At 29.5% G+C, this 20,776-nt stretch carries 23 protein-coding genes; 11 read left to right on the plus strand and 12 right to left on the minus strand.

Annotated elements, in window-relative coordinates:
• Nucleotides 1–162: 162 nt before the first annotated feature.
• The 5 genes from KPL37_RS12795 to KPL37_RS12815 all read left to right on the plus strand — a co-directional run bounded on the left by KPL37_RS12795 (nt 163) and on the right by KPL37_RS12815 (nt 3,938).
• Nucleotides 163–1,527, plus strand: a complete 1,365-nt coding sequence (locus KPL37_RS12795; protein WP_216149966.1) for a sn-glycerol-1-phosphate dehydrogenase — start codon at nt 163–165, stop codon at nt 1,525–1,527.
• Nucleotides 1,528–1,789: 262 nt separating this feature from the next.
• Complete coding sequence (locus tag KPL37_RS12800) at nt 1,790–2,350, plus strand: recombinase family protein (RefSeq protein ID WP_216149968.1); 561 nt, start codon at nt 1,790–1,792, stop codon at nt 2,348–2,350.
• Between the two features lie 128 nt (nt 2,351–2,478).
• Nucleotides 2,479–2,991: a GNAT family N-acetyltransferase gene (locus KPL37_RS12805; RefSeq protein ID WP_216149970.1), complete on the plus strand. Its 513-nt coding sequence runs from the start codon at nt 2,479–2,481 to the stop codon at nt 2,989–2,991.
• Nucleotides 2,992–3,025: 34 nt separating this feature from the next.
• Complete coding sequence (locus tag KPL37_RS12810; protein WP_216149972.1) at nt 3,026–3,541, plus strand: NUDIX hydrolase; 516 nt, start codon at nt 3,026–3,028, stop codon at nt 3,539–3,541.
• A gap of 64 nt (nt 3,542–3,605) precedes the next feature.
• On the plus strand, nt 3,606–3,938 hold the full coding sequence (locus KPL37_RS12815; protein ID WP_216149974.1) for an MGMT family protein: 333 nt from the start codon (nt 3,606–3,608) through the stop codon (nt 3,936–3,938).
• 64 nt (nt 3,939–4,002) lie between these two features.
• Here KPL37_RS12815 and KPL37_RS12820 read toward each other — a convergent pair whose 3' ends face one another.
• Nucleotides 4,003–4,209, minus strand: coding sequence for a DUF378 domain-containing protein (locus KPL37_RS12820; protein WP_216149976.1), 207 nt, complete (start codon nt 4,207–4,209; stop codon nt 4,003–4,005).
• 248 nt (nt 4,210–4,457) lie between these two features.
• On the opposite strand from KPL37_RS12820, the gene purB reads away from it, so the two are divergent.
• Together purB and KPL37_RS12830 are read left to right on the plus strand one after the other, a co-directional pair.
• Nucleotides 4,458–5,888, plus strand: a complete 1,431-nt coding sequence (purB, locus tag KPL37_RS12825) for an adenylosuccinate lyase (protein ID WP_216149978.1) — start codon at nt 4,458–4,460, stop codon at nt 5,886–5,888.
• Between the two features lie 188 nt (nt 5,889–6,076).
• Complete coding sequence (locus tag KPL37_RS12830) at nt 6,077–7,078, plus strand: tyrosine recombinase XerC (protein WP_216149980.1); 1,002 nt, start codon at nt 6,077–6,079, stop codon at nt 7,076–7,078.
• 83 nt (nt 7,079–7,161) lie between these two features.
• Here the strand turns inward: KPL37_RS12830 and KPL37_RS12835 are convergent, their stop codons facing one another.
• Nucleotides 7,162–7,647 carry a hypothetical protein gene (locus tag KPL37_RS12835; protein ID WP_216149982.1) on the minus strand — a complete coding sequence of 162 codons (486 nt, stop codon included), beginning with the start codon at nt 7,645–7,647 and terminating at the stop codon, nt 7,162–7,164.
• Nucleotides 7,648–7,853: 206 nt separating this feature from the next.
• Between KPL37_RS12835 and lexA the strand changes: the two genes are divergently transcribed.
• Complete coding sequence (gene lexA, locus KPL37_RS12840; RefSeq protein WP_216149984.1) at nt 7,854–8,462, plus strand: transcriptional repressor LexA; 609 nt, start codon at nt 7,854–7,856, stop codon at nt 8,460–8,462.
• Between the two features lie 115 nt (nt 8,463–8,577).
• Here the strand turns inward: lexA and KPL37_RS12845 are convergent, their stop codons facing one another.
• The 10 genes from KPL37_RS12845 to KPL37_RS12885 form a co-directional block, all read right to left on the minus strand.
• Nucleotides 8,578–9,855, minus strand: coding sequence for a methionine gamma-lyase family protein (locus KPL37_RS12845; protein WP_216149986.1), 1,278 nt, complete (start codon nt 9,853–9,855; stop codon nt 8,578–8,580).
• Between the two features lie 72 nt (nt 9,856–9,927).
• Nucleotides 9,928–10,593, minus strand: coding sequence for an NAD-dependent epimerase/dehydratase family protein (locus tag KPL37_RS12850; protein WP_216149988.1), 666 nt, complete (start codon nt 10,591–10,593; stop codon nt 9,928–9,930).
• Nucleotides 10,594–10,615: 22 nt separating this feature from the next.
• On the minus strand, nt 10,616–12,172 hold the full coding sequence (locus KPL37_RS12855) for an ATP-binding protein (protein WP_216149990.1): 1,557 nt from the start codon (nt 12,170–12,172) through the stop codon (nt 10,616–10,618).
• On the minus strand, nt 12,162–13,337 hold the full coding sequence (locus tag KPL37_RS12860; protein WP_216149992.1) for an ATP-binding protein: 1,176 nt from the start codon (nt 13,335–13,337) through the stop codon (nt 12,162–12,164). Before KPL37_RS12860 ends, KPL37_RS12855 begins: the two co-directional genes overlap by 11 nt.
• A gap of 119 nt (nt 13,338–13,456) precedes the next feature.
• Entirely contained in the window at nt 13,457–14,218 is a 762-nt protein-coding gene (locus KPL37_RS12865; protein WP_216149994.1) for a hypothetical protein, read from the minus strand.
• A 49-nt stretch (nt 14,219–14,267) separates the two neighbouring features.
• Nucleotides 14,268–15,314 carry an anti sigma factor C-terminal domain-containing protein gene (locus KPL37_RS12870; RefSeq protein WP_216149996.1) on the minus strand — a complete coding sequence of 349 codons (1,047 nt, stop codon included), beginning with the start codon at nt 15,312–15,314 and terminating at the stop codon, nt 14,268–14,270.
• On the minus strand, nt 15,307–15,525 hold the full coding sequence (locus KPL37_RS20265; protein ID WP_343216266.1) for an RNA polymerase sigma factor: 219 nt from the start codon (nt 15,523–15,525) through the stop codon (nt 15,307–15,309). Before KPL37_RS20265 ends, KPL37_RS12870 begins: the two co-directional genes overlap by 8 nt.
• On the minus strand, nt 15,431–15,673 hold the full coding sequence (locus KPL37_RS12875; RefSeq protein ID WP_246578269.1) for an RNA polymerase sigma factor: 243 nt from the start codon (nt 15,671–15,673) through the stop codon (nt 15,431–15,433). The genes KPL37_RS20265 and KPL37_RS12875 overlap by 95 nt, the downstream gene beginning before the upstream one ends.
• 284 nt (nt 15,674–15,957) lie before the next feature.
• A complete protein-coding gene (locus KPL37_RS12880; protein WP_246578270.1) occupies nt 15,958–16,917 on the minus strand; it encodes an ADP-ribosylglycohydrolase family protein in 960 nt (319 codons plus the stop codon).
• Nucleotides 16,918–16,962: 45 nt separating this feature from the next.
• Entirely contained in the window at nt 16,963–17,580 is a 618-nt protein-coding gene (locus KPL37_RS12885; RefSeq protein ID WP_246578271.1) for a hypothetical protein, read from the minus strand.
• Between the two features lie 322 nt (nt 17,581–17,902).
• Here KPL37_RS12885 and istA point away from each other — a divergent pair, with 322 nt between their 5' ends.
• From istA to KPL37_RS12900, 3 genes are read left to right on the plus strand one after another with little or no spacing between them, the layout of a single operon-like run.
• Nucleotides 17,903–19,405 (plus strand): IS21 family transposase, encoded by a 1,503-nt coding sequence (gene istA, locus KPL37_RS12890; protein ID WP_216149998.1) that lies wholly within the window; start codon nt 17,903–17,905, stop codon nt 19,403–19,405.
• 1 nt (nt 19,406) lies between these two features.
• The gene (istB, locus tag KPL37_RS12895) at nt 19,407–20,165 is read left to right on the plus strand and encodes an IS21-like element helper ATPase IstB (protein ID WP_216150000.1); all 759 of its coding nucleotides are present in this window, start codon (nt 19,407–19,409) and stop codon (nt 20,163–20,165) included.
• 3 nt (nt 20,166–20,168) lie between these two features.
• The gene (locus tag KPL37_RS12900) at nt 20,169–20,612 is read left to right on the plus strand and encodes a hypothetical protein (RefSeq protein WP_216150002.1); all 444 of its coding nucleotides are present in this window, start codon (nt 20,169–20,171) and stop codon (nt 20,610–20,612) included.
• The last annotated feature ends 164 nt before the right edge of the window (nt 20,613–20,776 follow it).

A 20,776-nucleotide genomic window follows, 5' to 3' on the forward strand; every position in this document is an offset into this window, starting at 1 on the left:
AAATGGTTTTTATGAAAAAGTTTTTGGTAGTATACTAATGTTGGAAAAGATTATTTATATGAATGATAAAAAGCAAACTTATAATAATAATAATAAATATTAAAAATAGTGCTTTTAAAAAAGGTAATCGAAGAATAAATAAAGTTTAAGGAGAGAAAATTTATGATAGATTTAGAAACTCTAAGTGTAGAAGAAATGACTGGTCTTAATTACATGTGCTCATGTGGCAGAAATCATAGTGTTGGGATAGAAACTATAAAGGTTGGAAGTGGTGTTATAAGTCAGTTGCCAATTGTAATCAAACGTTATGAAGGCAGGAAAGTGTTTATTATAGAAGACACTCATACTTATGATGTTGCAGGTAAAAAAGTAGAATCTTTATTAAAAAACAAGTTTAAAGTAAGTAAATACATATTTAAAGAAGAACATTTACATCCTAGTGAATTATCTTTTGGTAAATTAATACTAGAAATTCCAGTAGATACATCAATTATAATTGCAGTAGGATCAGGTACTATTAATGATATCTCAAGGTTCCTTAGTTATAAGATTGGTATTCCATATGTAATTGTAGGGACAGCACCATCGATGGATGGTTATGCCTCAGTAGTCTCACCACTTATTCGAGATGGTGTTAAAGTTACTTATGACGCTGCATATCCACTCGCAATTGTTTGCGATATTGATATTATGAAGAGGGCTCCTATGCAGATGATTCAGGCAGGACTTGGAGATATCTTAGGTAAATATACAGCCTTAGCTGATTGGCATGTTGCGAATATTTTAAATGGTGAATATTTCTGCCCTGAGGTTGAAAAACTAGTCCTTAGTACTTTGAAAAAGTGTGAGCAAGCTTCAGGTGGCGTAACAAGTAGAGATGCTAAAACTGTAGAAAACATAACTGAAGCATTAATTTTATCAGGTATTGCAATTGGCATGGTTGGAGCCTCAAGACCAGCTTCTGGTGGAGAACACTATATGTCGCATTGTTTTGAGATGATGTTTATGAATAGTGGTAATAATACAAACTGGCTTCACGGTAATACTGTAGGTGTAGGTGTAGGTGTTGGAATTGTAGCTTATGCATATAAATATGCAAAAGACATAGATCTTAATGAAATACTTAAAAAGGGTGACTATTTACATCTGGATAAAAACAAATGGATGAAAAATATTACAGATGTATTTACTATAAGTGGTACAAACATTATTCAATTTAAGCAAGATAGTATTAATTTTAATACGAGTGAAAGAGAAGTTGCTATGCAAAAGATAGTATCTAAGTGGAGTGCTATAAAAAACATTTGTGATGTATTCGTACCAGAACCCACTGAAATAATTAAAACTTTGAAAAAAGCAGGTGCAGTGTGGAATCCTAAAGATTTAGGCTTTGATAAAGAAATATTTAGAAAAAGTTTTATTGCTGCAAAAGATATGCGTAATAAGTATGGCATTCTTCAACTTCTTGAAGATATAGGAAAGCTTGATGATGCTGCCGATTATATAACAAATATTTATTATAAATAAATGAGATATCACTCTACTTACCTCTATTTAAGGTAATTATGTTGAAATACATTCGACATGATTACCATTTTGTTTGTTTTAATGTTTGTTTAGGGTGTGTTACAAAACAACTCTTGTCAAATTAGCCAAAACTGTTTGTTTGTAATTATATGTAAAATACCAAACAGTTGTCCTTTGTGGTATACTTTAAACGGAAAATATGTTAATATATAGTAAAATATATGACGAATATAAAGTTAATATAATAAAAGGGGTTGTTTATATGAACATTGCTTATACCAAGGTAAGTTCAAATCAGCAAAGTGACGACAAACAATTTTCAGAACTTAAAATTTACAACATAGAAAAATGGTTCAATGAAAAATTAACTACAGTCGAAATCCGCCCAGAATTAAATGCAATGCTTGACTTTATAAGGTCTGGAGATACAGTTTACGTGTTTGATTTTAGTAGGTTTGCCAGTTCAACCACTGAACTTCTTGATCTAGGTGAAAAGTTAGAAAGTAGGGGAATTTATCTAAAAAGTATTAATGAAAAGTTAGATACTAGTACTGTAGCAGGTAAACTTATGTTTACTATGATTAAATCTATTGTCGAGTTTCAAAAGAATACTTCGTTAGAACGTCAACAGAAAGGTATTGCAATTGCAAAAGCAAATGGGAAATATAAAGGCCGTAAAAAAATTAATTACCCATTAAATTGGGAAGAGATTTATAACAAATATAAGGATAGAGAATTAACAGGAACTAGCGCAATGGAGTTATTAAAACTTAAAAGGAATACTTTTTATAAACTGGTTGATGAATATAAAAGGACAAAATAATTAATATAAGAAAAATATTTATGAAATATTATATTAATAAAAATAACGAAACTGTTGTATACTGTTTTGTAAAGGTAGTAATTAAAAAATGAAAAAAAGTATTTTATTATTAAAAAGGGGGTGTATAAATGATTAGGGACGCAAACTTAAATGATTTACATGATATTTTAGAAATTTATAATGATGCAATATTACATACGACAGCTATATATGATTATAAAGCTCATACTATTGAGGAGCGAATTCAATGGTATGAAAAAAAGATTCAAGAGGGATATCCAATAATAGTGTTTGAAGAAAATAGTAAGGTTATTGGATTTGCAACATTTGGATCATTCAGGCCATGGCCAGCGTTTAAGTACACTATTGAACATTCTATTTATGTTCATGAAAAATACAGCAATAAAGGGATAGGAACCACACTACTTAAAGAGATAATACGAATTTGTGATGAAAGAGAGTTTGCAACCATGGTAGCTGGAATTGATGGTTCAAATGAAAATAGTATAAAAATGCATGAAAAGTTAGGTTTTAAATATTCAGGTACTATAAATAAAGCTGGATATAAATTTGAAAAATGGCTTAATCTAGTTTTTTATCAATTAGAACTTAAAGGTCCTAATAATCCATTAGAGAATTAAAAAATAAAATTACATAGAAAGTAGGGGAGACATCATGTCTGAATTATGTGATATCTATAATATTAAGGGTAATAAGACCGAAAAAGTCTTTGAGCGTGGTGATGCTTTAAAGGATGGTCAATTTCAGCTAGTCACAGATATTTGGATTATTAATAATAATTTACAAATATTAATTCAAAAAAGATCTAAGAATAAAAAAATCTCTCCAAATATTTGGGCAACTCATGGTGGATGTGTAGCTACCAATGAGACTAGTGTAAATGGTTGTATAAGAGAATCTTATGAAGAAATTGGAATTGTACTTAAAATTAAAGATATAGAACTATTAATTAGAAGTACCAATGATAATTTAATTATGGATAGCTATATAGTGATGCAGGAATTTAATATTTCATCAGCTGTATTACAGATAGAAGAGGTTAGCGATATAAAATGGGTATCACTAAATGAATTAGAGGATATGGTTAAAAATAAATATTTCTTTAATTATCTAGAACTACCATACGTAATTAAATTTATTAATACCCAAAAATCAAATAGGCAATTATAACTATTACATATAATTAAACAATAAACTATTATAATACTTTATTGTTTAATAGGAAGGGGCTAACATGGAACCTTTTACAGAAAGAGTTGTGGAAATAATTAAAGGTATACCCACAGGTAAGGTCATGACATACGGTCAAATTGCAACGCTAGCTGGAAGCCCTAGAGGGGCTAGGCAAGTAGTTAGGATTCTCCATACCTTAAGTAAAAAATATAAACTGCCTTGGCATAGAGTTGTAAATATAAAAGGGGAGATTAGTATAAATGATTGTGAATCCCATAATGTGCAGAGAATGTTTCTTGAGAACGAAGGTATAAAATTTAATGAGCACAACTCTATCGATTTAAATGAATTTCAATTTAAATATTTGACTAAAATAATAAAAAATACTTCATAATAGTTTATGAAGTATTTTACCACTATTATTATTATGAGTACTATATAATAATAGAAAGTAGTAGCTAAGCCTTTCTACTTCTGAATATAAACACGATAATATTAACAGCAGATAACCCTACTAAAATGTATATAAATCTAGCTAGGAATGGTATACCTCCAAAGATTGTACTAACTAAATTAAAATTTAATAAACCTAAAAGTCCCCAGTTTAATGCGCCAACCAATACAAATATAAATGAAAGTTTGTCTATATTATTAAGTTTATACATAATTACCTCCACACTATTATAATTATTTCTAGTTGTTTAAATTATATTAGAAATATAATATTTTAGAACTATTTAATGACTTCTTTAGAGTATTATTAATATGAGTGGAGATGAATTTATAATTTCAAAGTTTATTTAGATTTTATAGCTAGCATATACGAACATTTACATTACTATTTACAATATTGTATGTTATAATATGAATGATAATCGTTTTATATCTTAATACGTACGTGTGGAGGCAAAATATGAGAAATACTTATAATACACCATTAAATAGTAGATACGCATCAAAAGAAATGAGTTTTTTATTCTCAGATGATATGAAATTTAAAACTTGGAGAAAGCTTTGGGTAGCCTTAGCTGAAGGTGAAAAATTATTAGGACTTAATATAACGCAAGCTCAAATTGATGAGCTTAAAGCCAATGTTGATAATGTAAATTATGAAGTTGCTGAGGAAAAAGAAAAGGAAATAAGACATGATGTAATGAGCCATGTATATGCATACGGTGTTCAATGTCCAACTGCAAAGGGAATAATCCATTTAGGAGCTACTAGCTGTTATGTAGGTGATAACACAGACCTTATCATCATGAAAAAGGCTTTATTATTAATTAAGAAAAAATTAGTTAATGTAATTAGTAAATCTTCAACATTTGCATTAAAATATAAAGATATTCCTACTTTAGGTTACACGCATTTACAACCAGCACAATTAACTACTGTAGGTAAAAGAGCTACACTTTGGATTCAAGATTTAGTAATGGATCTAGAAAATTTGGACTTCGTAATTAATAATATTAAGTTACTTGGAGTAAAGGGAACTACTGGAACTCAAGCTAGCTTTATGAACTTATTCGAAAACGATGAGAAGAAGGTTAAAGACTTAGATAAATATGTAGCAAATAAAATGGGATTTGTTGATACATATCCAGTTACTGGTCAAACTTATTCTAGAAAAGTAGATTCTATAATTTTAAACACACTTTCAGAAATAGCTCAAAGTGCTTATAAATTTAGTAATGATTTAAGAATACTTCAAAGTATGAAAGAGTTAGAGGAACCATTTGAGAAAAAACAAATCGGATCTTCTGCAATGGCATACAAAAGAAATCCTATGCGTTCTGAACGAATTAGTTCTTTATCTAGGTATATTATAGTAGATTCATTAAATCCTGCTATAACAGCAGCAACACAATGGTTTGAGAGAACACTAGATGATTCAGCTAATAAGAGAATATCTGTAGCTGAAGCGTTCCTCGCACTTGATGGAGTATTAAATTTATATATGAATATAGCAGGGAACATGGTTGTGTATGAAAAGGTAATTACTTCTCATGTGAATCATGAGCTACCATTTATGGCTACAGAAAATATCCTTATGGAAGCAGTTAAAAAGGGCGGAGACAGACAAGATCTTCATGAACACCTTAGAGTTCATTCTATGGCTGCAGCAAAACGTGTCAAAGAAGAAGGGCTAAACAATGATCTTATAGAAAGAATCATAAATGATCCAATCTTTAAGATGTCAAAAGAAGAGATTATAGCTGTAATTGATCCAATTAAATTTGTTGGAAGAGCACCAAGTCAAGTAGTAGATTTTATAGCGGAATATGTAAATCCAATACTCACAGCTAATAAAGATGCAATTGGCGTTGAAACAGCTATCAACGTATAATATCAAATATTATATAAATTAAACTGCAAAAGGCTATCAGTAAAAAAAACTGATAGCTTTTTAATTTTATAAAAATTAAAAAATTCTATTATATTTCAAAATAAGTATGATTTTACCCCCTCTTTTGTAGTATAATAATGTCGTGAAATGTAAGTTTCACGACATTATTATGTATTTTGGAGGTTATTATGAAATCTGATATTAATGGTATTTATAACAATGAACTCCCACCGTTTCTAAATGATTATTTTAATTATTTAGCTACTATTAAAGGCTGTTCTATTAATACGATTGTTGCTTATACTGCCGATTTGTCACTACTATTAAAGTTTCTAAAAATGTATAAGGGTTTAGTCTCTTCAGATAAGAACTTAAAGCTCGAAGACATTATAATTAGCGATTTAACCTTAGATGAATTAAAAACTCTTACGCTCCAAGATTTATACGCCTTTATCTCCTATCTTGGTAAATATAGAGCTAATGGCAATTATGCTAAGGCTAGAAAAATTGCATCCATAAAGTCCCTATTCAAGTATTTAACAACTAAGGCTAAAGTACTAACTGTAGACCCAACAATAGATTTAGAATCCCCCAAACTTGGCAAAAGAAGTCCCGTTTTTTTAACCTTAGATGAAAGTAAAGACCTACTTGAGGCTACAATCTCTCGAGATAAACATTCTATTCGCGACCATACTATTATTACATTATTTTTAAACTGCGGTCTCAGACTGTCAGAACTTTGCAGTATAAATTTATCTGATATGAAAGAAGATACATTATCTGTAATTGGGAAAGGAAATAAAGAGCGAACAATTTATTTGAATAAAGCATCACTTAGAGCAATCTATAAATATTTACCTATTAGGAATATGAAAATAGATAAAATTCATGTTGAGGATAAAGATGCCCTCTTTATAAGTGGAAAATTTGGAAGAATTAACAAAAGAACTGTAGAAAGAATTGTAAAAAAACATATTGGGGATGCTGGGCTCAATAAAAATAAATATACTCCTCATAAATTAAGACATACTTCAGCTACCCTTATGTATAAATATGGGAATGTAGATATTCGTAGTTTGCAAGACATATTAGGTCATGAAAATATTTCTACTACTCAAATATATACTCATGCGGACAATGAAAAACTAAGAAATGCTGTTAAGTCGAATCCTCTCTCTGATGAGCAATAGCAATAAAAAGGAGTATATAATATCACAGATGTGATATTATATACTCCTTTACCCTTTTACTCTATATAATTTGCACTTTCTGCTTATACCTTCTTTAGTCTTATAAGCCCTGGAAATTCTTCCTTAAGAAATTCTGAATTATCTTCTTCATCCTCAAGTAACTCTTTTGCTCCATCTATGTCATCTATAAATTCCCAAACCTCATTGTTTTCAGGTATGTATTTATCTTTATTCAGCTTTTCTTGCTTTTCCTCAGCTAAAAATGCTTCATAAGCTTTAATTTTTGACGCTTCCTCATCTTTCGATGTTTCTTCAACCTTATTATCTATTGTCCCTTCCTCGAGTGCTGGTTCATCAATTTTATCCACGTTATAAATATCATCATCTAACTTTCCAGTTCCCGCATTCTCAAAGACTTCGTCAATTTTTATAGCCTTAACATCAAAACCTTCAAGTTCTAAACATTTTCCACAGTTATCACATTTCTTATTTGAATTTAATTCGCAGACTTCACAATCACCACAGTCATTACAAATTTTCTTATTATTAAATATACAGTTTTTAGACATACAACACCCCACTACATTTATTTCAAATACTATCATAATAGACTATTATAACAAATAAGGTATCATTAATCAAATACTTATACAATTTGATTATCTATTATGCATTTTATATAGTCGTTTTTTACACTTATGCCCTAAAACAGAACATTTGTTTGATGTTTTTATATTTATATGGTATAATTTCAGCATGAATGTGAGGTGTTTACATGTTAACTCCAAAAAAAGATAAACAGAGTGAAATATATAACTTTATAAAAGATCAAGTTCAATTAAAAGGATATCCACCCTCAGTAAGAGAAATATGTGTAGCTGTAGGATTGAAATCCACCTCAACTGTTCATGGTCATTTAGAAAGATTAGAGAAAAAAGGATATATACGTAGAGACCCTGCTAAACCTCGTGCTATAGAACTATTAAAGGATTCTGTTATAAGAAAAGAACTTATAGATATTCCTATTATAGGTAAAATTACTGCTGGTGTCCCAATCCTTGCGGTTGAGAATGTTGAAGATACATTTACTATACCATTAAATTTTACCAAAACTAATAATGAACTATTTATGCTTAAAGTTTCTGGTAGTAGTATGATTGAAGCCGGAATATTAGATGGTGATCTTGCTATAATTGAGAAAGTTAATGCAGCTAAAAATGGAGATATAGTTGTAGCTCTTATTGATAATGAAGCAACTATTAAAAGATTTTTTAAAGAAAAAGGACATATAAGGCTTCAACCTGAAAATTCTACTATGTCCCCTATCATATTAGATGATTGTTCAATTTTAGGTATACTTGTAGGCATTTACAGAAAGTATTAACTATCCCTTTAAAATAAGCAAAAGAGACTATAATGATTAAATCATTGTAGTCTCTTTTGCTTTTCTACTATGTTGATAGGAGTAAATATAACATACATAAATATTTACATTTAAGTTATATAACTTTTGAAAGAGCTATTAATATTCCAATTTTAGCATGATCAAATGTTAATCCGCCCTGTAAATATGCTATATAAGGTTCTCTTATTGGAGCATCTGCAGATAATTCTATAGATGACCCTTGAATAAAGGCACCTGCTGCCATTATAACTTTATCTTCGTATCCTGGCATATCCCATGGTTCACACTGGGCAAATGAATCAATTGGAGAACCTGCTTGTATTCCTTTTATGAAATTAACTAACATTTCCTTATTCCCAAATTTAATAGCCTGAATTATATCACTTCTTCTATCAGTATATTTAGGAAGAACTTCAAACCCCGCAAGTTCCATAATTCTTGCACAGAAAATAGCACCCTTCAATGCCTCCATAGTTACGTGTGGGGCTAGAAACAATCCTTGAAATAAAGAACGCATTACTCCAAATGTTGAACCACATTCTCCACCTATGCCTGGAATTGTTAGTCTATATGAAGCTTGCACAACATATTCTTCTTTACCTGCAATGTATCCACCTGTTGGTGCAATTCCACCACCAATATTTTTTATTAAAGAACCCGCAACTAAATCTGCACCAACATCTGTAGGTTCTGTAGTTTCAATAAATTCTCCATAACAATTATCTACAAAACAAATTACATTTGGATTTATAGCTTTTGCTGCTTTTATAATTTCTTCTATTTCACAAATTAATAAAGCTTTTCTCCATCCATATCCAGTAGATCTTTGAATATGAACGAGCTTTATTGATTTATCTTCAATCATTGTTTTTTTCATTAGCTCTATATCAACCTTAGAATTATTTAATTCTAATTGTTTATATTTAACACCAAAATCTTTTAATGATCCTATATCTTTCTTATTAGTTATGCCAATTATGTTATGTAATGTATCATAAGGAGTTCCACATACAGAAAGCATGGTATCATTAGGTCTTAAATTACCAAACAATGCTGCCCCAATTGCATGTGTCCCATTAACAAAATGTGGCCTAACTAATGCACTTTCACAATTAAAAATTCTTGCATATACTTTATCTAATGAATCTCGTCCTATATCTCCATAACCGTATCCAGAAGAATTTGTAAAATGAGATTCACTAATTCTCTCATCTTGAAGTGCAGTCAAAACCTTAAGTTGGTTAAACTCACGTACTTCATCAAGCTTTTCAAATTCTCCTTGCACATCTTTTATTGCTATATCATAGAGTCCTATCGTTTTTAAATTTATTTTATACTTCTTTTGAAGGTATTCTTTTGTAATATCTAACATGATCCATGTCCCCTTTGTATTATGTATTTTAATTTACCTTATTAATAATAACATACATCTACTCTATTTTATTCATATTGTGCCCTTTATTTGAATTACCTCAGAATCAAAGGCTTCTATTCCTGCTTTTTCTTCTACTGCAACTTTATACATAGCTTTTGCCACAGTATTTCCGTATACAGGTTTATATTTTTTAAAAGTGCCGTTAAATATAAAGGGAATGCATTTTGAAATAACTTCTGCTGCTTTTTCACCAACTCTAAATTCTGATCTATCTCCTAACAGTAAAGAAGGCCTAAAAATTTTAAGGCCTCTTAACCATAAATTGCTAATGTCAGTTTCCATTTGACCTTTAACTTTCTTATAGAAAACAGCAGACTTTATATTAGCTCCCATTGCTGAAATTACAAGAAATTGGGATACATCATTTTCCTTTGCTTTCTTAACTAAAGAAACTATATATTCCAAATCAACTCTTTTAAAAGCTTCTTTACTCTTAGCTTTTTTTATCGTTGTTCCAAGGCAGCAAAATATATGATTAACCCTATCTTCAAGCTTATAGGTATCTAGCAATTCAAAATTAATTATTTTCTCTTCAAGCTTTTTATTATTTATTCCTGTAGATTTTCTAACCCAAACTATCACCTTTTCATACTCAGGAGCTTCTAATAAAACATTAACTAAATTTCCTCCAACAAGTCCTGTAGCTCCAACTACCAAAGCAATTTTCTTTTCCATACTTACTCTCCTTCTTTAGTTTTTATTTTTCATTATTCTTAACTTCTTCAATAATTTCTCTAACTGTTTCCATTAACTCCTCCCCCACTTTTTTATACTCAATTTCAAATTTTTCATTTTGATTTTTTATAAAGTACATTAAAGCATAATAAGTAGGCTTAAATTTATCATTTAGCATTAATTCTTTTTCATTAAATATATTTAATAATGAGTTATACTGTTTTTTAGCCATTAATAATATAAAATACTCATTAATAAACTTATTATATTTATCTGTATCATTGGCCACTTGTAAAAATAAACGAGCCTTTTGCATGGATTCTTCTATTTTATCCTTAAGAAGTAAGGTTTTCGATAATTCATAGACAGTGCTAAAATCCTTGCTTTCAGTTTTATTAATTAAAGTTTCCCTACTACACCAGGTTCCTAAAAAATCCACAAGCCATAACACCTGCTGTTTTTCTTTTTCGCCTCCAAATCTTATGAGATACCAGACGTTAAAGAATCGGTCCTTAATTTGATACATATAATTTTTCTTATTTACAGGTATTTTATTTATTACACCATTCTTTTCTAATTGATTTAGCTGAGCGGACACTTCTTTGCTTTGCATTCTTATTATACCTGCAATTTCTTTTGTAGTTATACAATCAAAGTTTAACGCTATAATATCAACAATTTCTTGTTGCACTGGAGATAAATTATCCATAACTTGTTTATAAATAGGTGTTAGTCTATCGGATAATGTATCTATGTCTTTAAAGACGAGTCCCATATTGCAACGTACACTATTGAAAAGTAATGACATTATTCTAGGCACACCACCAGTTAATCTTCTAAATGCTTCTATTTTTCCTTTATTGCTTTTGATTAGCTCGTTCATATCTTTCTTATTAAAACTTTCTCCTAATTTCTCAAGAAATTTATTAGTTTCCTCGGTAGTTAAGCCTTTCAACTTTATTATTTTAAAGAAGTCATAAAAAGGTTTATCATAATCAAAAGTAAATTCTAAAACATCTGAGGATGCTCCTATAAAACGAATCTCAGCAGAGGTTAATAAGATTTCTCTAAGTTTTTGTTGCTCAATAAGTTTAAACTTTTTCAAGATATATTCAGTATTATCTATTAGAAGTATTAATTTTTTATTTTTTTCCTTAAGTCTTTGTTCTATTATTTTAAAACAGATATCTTCGTAGTCATCTTCCTTGCTATGTTTATACATTTGATCATAAAGGCCTATAAATTCATTACTTTCTAGTTCAAGATCTTGTGCTACTACCTCCCAAAGCTTAAATAATCTACGTATATTATATTGTTCCTCTGGTAATATAACAGGAATAAGTCTTTCTTTTAACTGTGTATCCCCTTTTATTTCAAAGTATAACCTTTTAAGTAAGGTTGTTTTACCATACCCCTTTTGAGCCTCTATCATATAATGCTGCTCTGGATATATCATATCTGAACTTTTTATATCATTTATAATTTTTTGAAATTCTTTTTTCCTTATTACAAAGCTATCAACTAGCTCTTTCTCTGTTAAATTATTGGGGTTATAAAAACTTACACTACTAGTTTGCATACTTTTTACACCACCACATTCTTAATATTGGAGAAGTAAATGTATAAAATTTCCTCTCATCATCATTATTTATATATCCATCATCTATAAGAGTATTTAAGAGATCTTTATATGTTTCGCAAAGATTATATTTCACAGCTAAATTGTGTATTTCATTATAAGTTATCTTCTTAGCCTCTGATGTGGATATTAGATCTAATGTTTCTATAATGAATTTATAATCATTATTTTTGTACACCACAAGTCTCTCATGCCAACTACTAAATTTATTGTTTTCTTCTATCATGCGTTTAATTGCAACATCTACTGATTTATTATGTATGACGCATAAATTATCTTCATCATAAATATCCTGAATTTTATCCATAGCAAGTTGAATATAAAAAGGAATTAACCACTTAATCTCATTAAGCATATGATTTATAGTACCCTCGTCCATAGTAAAATCTAGTCCTTTAAGTAGCTCATTTATAAGATTTTTACCTTCTGATTCACTTAGTGGAGTGACTTTTACTATGTCTAGGTCATTTATAAACTTTGAAGAATCCATTCGTCTTGCAATACCCTCGAGGCTTATGGAACCTGTATATATAAATTGAAATTTATTATTTATATCACTATTTTGTCTTAAAACTCTATTACTCTGGAGGAGATGAACTGCATATGAGGTGCCTTCCTTTTGTTGAATGTTTTCTATTGTTTGAGCAAATTCATCTATCATTATAATTAATTTGTGCCCTTCTAAATCAATAGTTCTCATGATTTCTATAAATTTGTCATAATAATTATATTCAATATTTTTGCTAAACTTAACGGAATCTATACCAACCTCATCTATGCTTTTGAAAACATTTTTAGCTATATCCTTTATAGAATTAATTACTTTATCTCTTTTTCTTATTGAATCACAATTTAAAATAGCCTTTACAATTTCCTTATAATACTTATTCTCGTTATATACTGACTCTGTAATTACATAAACTACATAGTACTTCTCCCTTGGGTTATCTTCTACATATCTCATTAAAGATGTCTTTCCTACTCTTCTTGGAGCTGAAATTATAATGCTACTATCTGAATCAATTTTTCTCCATAATTTGTTTATTAGAATAGGTCTCTTGAAAAAGTTTTCACCTCGTGCAGCTTGACCAGTTGTAATTTTCATAATTAGCACCTCCTGCATTCCTTATATTTACAATTATACTTGACAAAAAATATATTGTCAAGTAATTTAACAAAATATTTTTTGTCAATTTAAATAAGGAACTAAAAAATAAATATTTCTTATGTAACCTTATTCATCTTTTTATACCCAAAACAATAAAATAAGAAACTACCTATTGAAAATAATATTAAATCATACAATATAATCCCTATACCTGTTATTTTACTGTATATATCAATTTGAAATAATGACATAACATTTAACTGCTCAACTAACCCAGTGCTTGGTAATATAACCCCTGTAACTACCACATAAAACAAAGGTAATAACAGTATCAAAAATTTACTTTTTGTTAACGTTGATATTCCTAAAATAAATGTTGAAAATGAAGCTGCACTAATAAAGGTTATAAAGAGTGAAATAATAATATAAGCAATTTTAGACTTATTATAAATAGGACTAAATGCCCCCACAACATCTGTATGAATATTGTTAATGCCATAAGCACTGATTAAAAATATAAGTAATATAGTATTAGTTATTAAAAATACAAACCCACTAACTAAGGCATTTACTATCAAACGACTAGTGAAATACACTTTTGGCTTTACTATTGTAAAAAGTTTGTTAAAAACATCCTTTTCCTTATCTATAATATAAGAATTAGAAAATGGAATACTAGCAAGTAATGGGGCGATAAAAGGAAGATAACTAAAACCACCAATTCTTATAAAATAATTAATGCCATCCACTCCAGGATGTGGGAATTTAATTTCACTGAAATAAGGTATTAATAGCAATACTAAAACTATTAGACTTGCTATTAAACTTTTTTTATAAAAAAAAGCTCTTTTAAAATCAAATTTTAAAAATGTTTTCATTTTTTTACTCCTCTCATTTATAAATTATATAAGCAGTTGATATTGATAATTAGTATTTATCAACCACTGCTCCAAGGCTAGAAGCCTTAATAAAAGATTTATTTTTAAGAAGTGTTAAAGAATCTTTATCACCAGTAACGACAACTCCTAAAATTTTTATATTATCTTTCGTAATTTTTACTTTATCCGTGCTTAACTTACTAAACAGAGTTTTATATACTTCTTGATAGGTTCCTTTATTTGTTTTTCCAGAGGAAATTGTATCAATAAAGTCTTTCTCAGGTGTTTCTTTATTTTTATCTGCTTCATCTATTGCTTTAATACCATATACCTCATTCTCATATAGTATAATACTAGGGCTTATTTGTTTTTCTCTTTTATTTACTGGTATCTCCTCTTCATTTGCTATTTTTTCAATATGAGAACCCAATTCAGTGACTTCACTTTTCGTATACGTATCCACCCAATACCAATTCAGTGTTACGTTTTGTGGTATCATATCCTTCACCTGAGAAATAATATAAGGTTTATCAAATGATAACGAGATTTCCATAACTTTATCTTCTCCAATTTTATTAAGTATTGCTAGATCGTCTCTATATTTAGTATATTTTACATTAGGATGGTAAAATTGCATTAGATTTTTGCCGACATTGTTATATCTTTTAGATTGTTCATCTCCACTAGCCTCATATAACAATCCACTAATATCACCATAAAGGCCATTTATTAACGGAACATAGCTATAAGATTCTTTGTTGTTACCATCAACAATAGCTTTGTTCCCTAAAAATCTATAAGTAACATAATCAAATTCACCAGTCAAAAGTCCATCATCCATTTGGTTACTTCCAATATATGAATTAGGGTGGGCTATTCTGTAATAATTTTCTAGCTCGATTTTCTTAGTATTTCCCAATTCGTTTAAAGTTGTAGCATTAAAGATTAAACCAACAAAACTTGCTACTGTGAATACTAATATACTAGTTATAACACCTCTTATGATAGAGAAAAGTTTTGCCTTTTTTATAACCTTATCAAAATTAGACGGACCTTTATCTTCAAACAATTCTTCTAATTTTTCTTCATCATTCATTATACATAACACCCCACTTATTTTTAAATTGCTCTCTTGCTCTAAATAAATATGTTTTCACTGTACTTTCATTTATATCTAAGACGTTAGATATTTCTTTATAGGATAAGTCCATATTATATTTTAGAATCAATAAATTTTTTTGTTCTACACAGATCATAATATCTATTAATTGCAACTCTAAAAAGCCATGATGATATTTGAGAAACATCTATTCCATCAATATATTTTAATGCTTTATAAAAAGTATCTTGTGTTATATCCTCTGCATCCTCCTGATTGCAACCTAACTTTATTAAATAACAATGTATAATATTCATCTTATCCATAAATATTTTGCTTATTAAATCATTTTTCATTTTATCCCCCTAACCTAAAGCAAAATATATGTTGAAATAACCATTTCAGAAGTCCCTCTATTACTAAAACGATTATAGGGCTAAAAAGTATACAACTAATTCATATATTGTTTTAATAGTATAATTTAGTTGCTTTTTAGAACATTTAAAAAACTATAAGAATTTATTATAAACTCTTATAGTTCTTATAGGTGTAAATTGTAAATTACTTATTAAAACTAAATTCATATTTTTACAAAAGTCATGAGTATTCTTTTCACTCCCATAAATTATCTATCGGTAAATCACATTTTTGAGACAGCTACGTTAAGTTGATTGGCAAGATTTTCAACATAATCACGTTTCCCTATAACAGCAAGCCATTCTTTTGGAATACTATCATAACCATAATATAGCCCAGCAAGGCCGCCTGCAACCGCTGCAACAGTATCTGTATCCTCACCAAGATTAACAGCTAATAAAACGCAGTCCTTGTAGTTTTTAGAATTAAGTAAGCACCAAATTGCAGCCTCAAGCGTATCAACCACATACCCACTACTTTTAATATCTTTGACAGGTGTTTTAGAAAAATTCATATTGCTCAGTCTTTTATAACAAGGCAGTTCATCAGCAAACTCATCATGTCTTTTGTAATAATCTAGTGCACTATGAATACCCTTTTCAATTGCTGCCACAAGATCTATATCTTCTGTTATTCTGCTAGCAACAGATATGTATATTCCACAGGCAATTAAGCTACGTTTATGTGCATGAGTAAGTGATGAAACATTGTGAATTATGTTCATCGCTTCATCATTTTCAGTTATATCTTTTCCATAAATAGATTGAAGATAAAATACAATAGGCAAAATTCTCATAAGAGATCCATTACCGTTATCACTATCAGCTAGGCCCCCACACTCTAATGGCGATATTCCATTTGCATACCTAGTCAATGCTTTTCTTGTTGCATTTCCAACATCAAATACCTCTCCATATGGAGTATAATCACCTGCATTAATCCACTTACTAAAGTTATTCATTATATCGTTATAATTAAGCCCCTTAGAAAGGCTATCTATTAGACATAACGTCATACTCGTATCATCAGACCATGTCCCAGCTTTCTGGTTATAGGTGCCAAATGAGCGCATATCAATTACGCGATTTTGTATAAGCGTTTCTCTGTTTTCAAATTCAACTGGCACACCTATTGCATCAGCAACACATGAACCCATTACACTATTTAATATATTGTTTATCATTCTTTCTCCCCTTTCATATATGTATCATTTAAATTTGTTATAAACCTAACATATACTCTCACCTATGAATTTCCCCATAATTTTTTTAAATTTGTTCCAGTATGGTGGATATTCATTACTACCACACTTACTAATTTTATTACTATCAGAAAAACTTATTTTAAGATTCCACTGTGTTCCGTCACATATATCATTATCATAATATTTATCTTTCCAACAGCTTATTTCTAAAGTAGTTAGTGCTTTTATAAAATCAAACCATTGTTCTGATGACAGAGGTATTTCTTTTAATAAGATATCTGGATTAAGATTAACATCACTCTTTGGATGTTTTAAATCTACAAACATTCCACCTGAAGTTTCTGCATACCTGATTAGCTTATTTTTTCTCTTTCCATCAATCAATATAAATTGAGATGTACCAAAATATCCACCCACGGAAAATTTAAACAAGGTCATCTCAGATAAAGGATATGGTTCATTGTAACCAAAATTCTGTTCGCAGATTTTGCAATGTCTAGACGGATTTGTTATTGTAAGACAACAACCACCTAATACTAAATCTCCTCGTTTCGCTGATTCAAATGCTTCACTCGTTGGCATACCATATAGTATCTTCACCGTATCCGTTGAACCACAAGCAGGACATCTTTTCTTAGTCATCTATGTCACCCCTTCTGTTTACAAACCTTTAATAGATTTATCTTTTCTTGCTTGATTTTGTCTCTGTTAATTTCTAACTATAAGAATAATGATCATATTTTATCTAAAAAATTTAAAGTTGAGGCTGAGAAGTATTGGAATAAGAATGTTTAGAGGATTAATTGAAAGTATCACTTACCTCTTTTATATAGGTAAGTGATACTTGTTGATATACAATGAATATTGACCCCCCTTTTACATTGAATGTTGACCCCAGCACCTTAAAATATTATTCTTATGAGTGAGTAGATTAATTAACTCATAAGGAGGAATCAGAGTGTAGGTGAAAGACTTGAGGGATTGGCATACGATTAAAAATATGTATAACAAAGGGGTACCAATAAAACAAATAGCACGTGAACTTAATATGTCAAAAAATACTGTTAAGAGTTTAATAAAGAAGGATGTGGAGCCCAAATATTTAAGGGCGATTAGCCCTACTATAATTGATGAACACAAAGATATCATTCGTAAATGGTATCTAGATAAAGATTATAATTTCAATGGTACGAGAATCTATAATGAATTGTGCAAATTAAAATATACTGGAACCATAAATCCGATATATAGATATCTTGATACCTTAAATGAAGAAAAGACTCTAATAAGTAGACGAGCTACTGTTAGATTTGAAACCCCTGCCGGGGATCAGGCACAATTTGATTGGGGAGAATATGTAATGCTTATAGCTGGTAAAAAAACAACAGTATATTGCTTTACTATGATATTATCCTATTCAAGGAAAAAAGCAGCTATTTGTTCATTATCAGCTAATGGCGTAGCCATTTACGAAGCTATACAAGACTTATTTATAGAGCTTGGTGGAGTTACAAAAGAGATTGTTATTGATAATCCAAAGGCCCTAGTTATAAAACATAAAAAAGGTGAAGAAGTAGATTATAATGACAGTGCATTAAAACTATTTACATATCTTAAAACCGAACCAAATGCATGCCTCCCAATGAGGCCTAGGACAAAAGGCAAGATAGAAAAGCCATATCAGTATATTGAAGAGCAATTCATTAAAGGAAGTAGCTTTAAGAGTGTTGATGCACTTAATGTAGAAATTAAAAATTTTATGAGGTCTTGGAATAAAAAGATTCATGGTACAACTAAAAGAATACCAGATGAAATGTTTGAAGAAGAAAAGAATAGTTTGACTAGATTAAGCAAGAAGCTAGTTATTGATACAGAATTGGAAACAAGAACTGTTAGTACGGATTCCTATGTAAATGTAGGCGTTAATAGATACAGTGTTCCAGTAAAATATGTGGATAGAAAAGTAAAAATAAGGATAGTATATGGCTATATTCTTGAAATATATGATTTTGATTTCGGTCTAATAAAGAAGTGGAATGTACTTGAAGGCAAAAATAAAACAATTGAAGATAAAGATGATTACAAAGATATTGCAGTAAAAGTTCCGCACTCGATTCCAGAGATTCGGAGGGTTTTTGAAAAAACATTTCTATATGGAAATGAATTTTATATACTGGCTTCTAGAGTAACAAAACAACCGCATTTTCACGCAAGAGAATTTTTAAAGTTAAAAGATTTATACGATGTTACTGATCTAGATATAATTCTTAAGCATTGTATAGATAACCGTATTTTAAAAATAGATGATATGAAGTCATTAATTAAAGAAAAATATTTAGAGCTAATTATTGAACATGAAAAAACAGGATTAGCCTTAGTTAAAGCAACTAAAAGCAAGTATACCTTAAATAACGAAAAAGAGTTAGTAAGGAACCTTTCTTACTATGGGAAAGGAGATCAAATTTAAAGTGAGAAGTGAAACAAGTGAAATTAACTCTGAGATACAGCGCTTGCTTAAACAGTTTCGACTTCCTGATATACGTGACAGATATGATGATGAAGTTAAAGTTGCAGTTGAAAATAATATAGGTCATAGAGAGTTTTTGTACAAGATTTTAAAAGTTGAAGAGCAAGGTAAAATGGACCGTTTAAGAATAAGAAACATTAAAAATGCCCATTTTGATAGTCAAAAAACTATTGAAGAATTTGATTTTAATTTTCCTACTAATATAAATAAAACAGAGGTTATTGATTTACTCACTTTAAGCTTTATGGATAAAAAAGAGAACATAGTATTTATTGGGCCACCAGGATTAGGGAAGAGCCATCTTTCTACTTCGATAGGTATGAAAGCATGTGAGAAAGGTAAATCAGTACTTTTCGTAAATGCAATTGATTTAATGGACGAGCTATATGATGCAATAAGTTTAGGCGCTTTAAAACAGAAATTTATTAAATTAGCTAAAATAGATTTATTGATAATTGATGACATGAATTATCTTAAAATGGATAAAGAAAAAGAGAGCATATTTTTTCAGTTAATCCGGCAAAGATACGAAAAAAGCTCTCTTATAATAACAACAAACTTACCTTTTAATAAGTGGGATGAGATATTTACTAGTGAATTAGCAGCTACAGCGGTGCTTGATAGGCTTCTTCATCATTCTCACGTTATAAGTATAACAGGCGATAGCCATAGAGTAAATAGGCATTTTAAGGAGGCGTAATCATTGAAAAATACAATAGATATAGATTTTGATGAGTTTGTTAATGTATTCAATGAAAAAGGCAAGAGTGAGTCCCAATTACTCGCAAAAGAAAAGTATAATCTTAGTTTTGTACAAATCAAGCGAAGAATGGATAGATATACTGACTATTGTTTTGATTTATCATTGAGAATGTATAAGCATAAGAAGCAAGAAGATATAATAACTGCTGAATTTATGAGCATAGATGAACTTAATAGTCATAAGACCAAAGATACTATAATTAGAGAAGTTGTGCCCCTTTCGGGGCCTGGTTCCAATTCAAGCTATGATGAACTTGTTAAGGATCTTATTAAAGATAGAATAATAATATTAAGTAAATATGTATCACTTGAGCAAGAAACAAGAAAATTAGTAATTAATACAAAGAATTTAAAACGAGACGATTTTGACCTGGTTATAATTTAAATGGGAGGGGGTCAATATTCAACGTAAATAGGGGTCAATTTTGCTTGACAATCGAGGGTGTAAATTATTTTGTGTATTCTCTTTCTTTAAGCAAAATAATTGAATTATTTAATTATGAAAAACTGTTAATATAGTTTATAGATATTGTTACTTTGTAATTACTT

The organism is Clostridium frigoris, assembly GCF_018861865.1.
Taxonomy (GTDB): Bacteria; Bacillota; Clostridia; order Clostridiales; family Clostridiaceae; genus Clostridium_AD; species Clostridium_AD frigoris.

Coding starts and splice junctions, on each gene's coding strand:
- KPL37_RS12795 (WP_216149966.1), top strand. CDS start 163: ATGATAGATTTAGAAACTCTAAGTGTAGAAGAAATGACTGGTCTTAAT.
- KPL37_RS12800 (WP_216149968.1), top strand. CDS start 1,790: ATGAACATTGCTTATACCAAGGTAAGTTCAAATCAGCAAAGTGACGAC.
- KPL37_RS12805 (WP_216149970.1), top strand. CDS start 2,479: ATGATTAGGGACGCAAACTTAAATGATTTACATGATATTTTAGAAATT.
- KPL37_RS12810 (WP_216149972.1), top strand. CDS start 3,026: ATGTCTGAATTATGTGATATCTATAATATTAAGGGTAATAAGACCGAA.
- KPL37_RS12815 (WP_216149974.1), top strand. CDS start 3,606: ATGGAACCTTTTACAGAAAGAGTTGTGGAAATAATTAAAGGTATACCC.
- KPL37_RS12820 (WP_216149976.1), bottom strand. CDS start 4,209: ATGTATAAACTTAATAATATAGACAAACTTTCATTTATATTTGTATTG.
- purB (WP_216149978.1), top strand. CDS start 4,458: ATGAGAAATACTTATAATACACCATTAAATAGTAGATACGCATCAAAA.
- KPL37_RS12830 (WP_216149980.1), top strand. CDS start 6,077: ATGAAATCTGATATTAATGGTATTTATAACAATGAACTCCCACCGTTT.
- KPL37_RS12835 (WP_216149982.1), bottom strand. CDS start 7,647: ATGTCTAAAAACTGTATATTTAATAATAAGAAAATTTGTAATGACTGT.
- lexA (WP_216149984.1), top strand. CDS start 7,854: ATGTTAACTCCAAAAAAAGATAAACAGAGTGAAATATATAACTTTATA.
- KPL37_RS12845 (WP_216149986.1), bottom strand. CDS start 9,855: ATGTTAGATATTACAAAAGAATACCTTCAAAAGAAGTATAAAATAAAT.
- KPL37_RS12850 (WP_216149988.1), bottom strand. CDS start 10,593: ATGGAAAAGAAAATTGCTTTGGTAGTTGGAGCTACAGGACTTGTTGGA.
- KPL37_RS12855 (WP_216149990.1), bottom strand. CDS start 12,172: ATGCAAACTAGTAGTGTAAGTTTTTATAACCCCAATAATTTAACAGAG.
- KPL37_RS12860 (WP_216149992.1), bottom strand. CDS start 13,337: ATGAAAATTACAACTGGTCAAGCTGCACGAGGTGAAAACTTTTTCAAG.
- KPL37_RS12865 (WP_216149994.1), bottom strand. CDS start 14,218: ATGAAAACATTTTTAAAATTTGATTTTAAAAGAGCTTTTTTTTATAAA.
- KPL37_RS12870 (WP_216149996.1), bottom strand. CDS start 15,314: ATGAATGATGAAGAAAAATTAGAAGAATTGTTTGAAGATAAAGGTCCG.
- KPL37_RS20265 (WP_343216266.1), bottom strand. CDS start 15,525: ATGTTTCTCAAATATCATCATGGCTTTTTAGAGTTGCAATTAATAGAT.
- KPL37_RS12875 (WP_246578269.1), bottom strand. CDS start 15,673: ATGAAAAATGATTTAATAAGCAAAATATTTATGGATAAGATGAATATT.
- KPL37_RS12880 (WP_246578270.1), bottom strand. CDS start 16,917: ATGATAAACAATATATTAAATAGTGTAATGGGTTCATGTGTTGCTGAT.
- KPL37_RS12885 (WP_246578271.1), bottom strand. CDS start 17,580: ATGACTAAGAAAAGATGTCCTGCTTGTGGTTCAACGGATACGGTGAAG.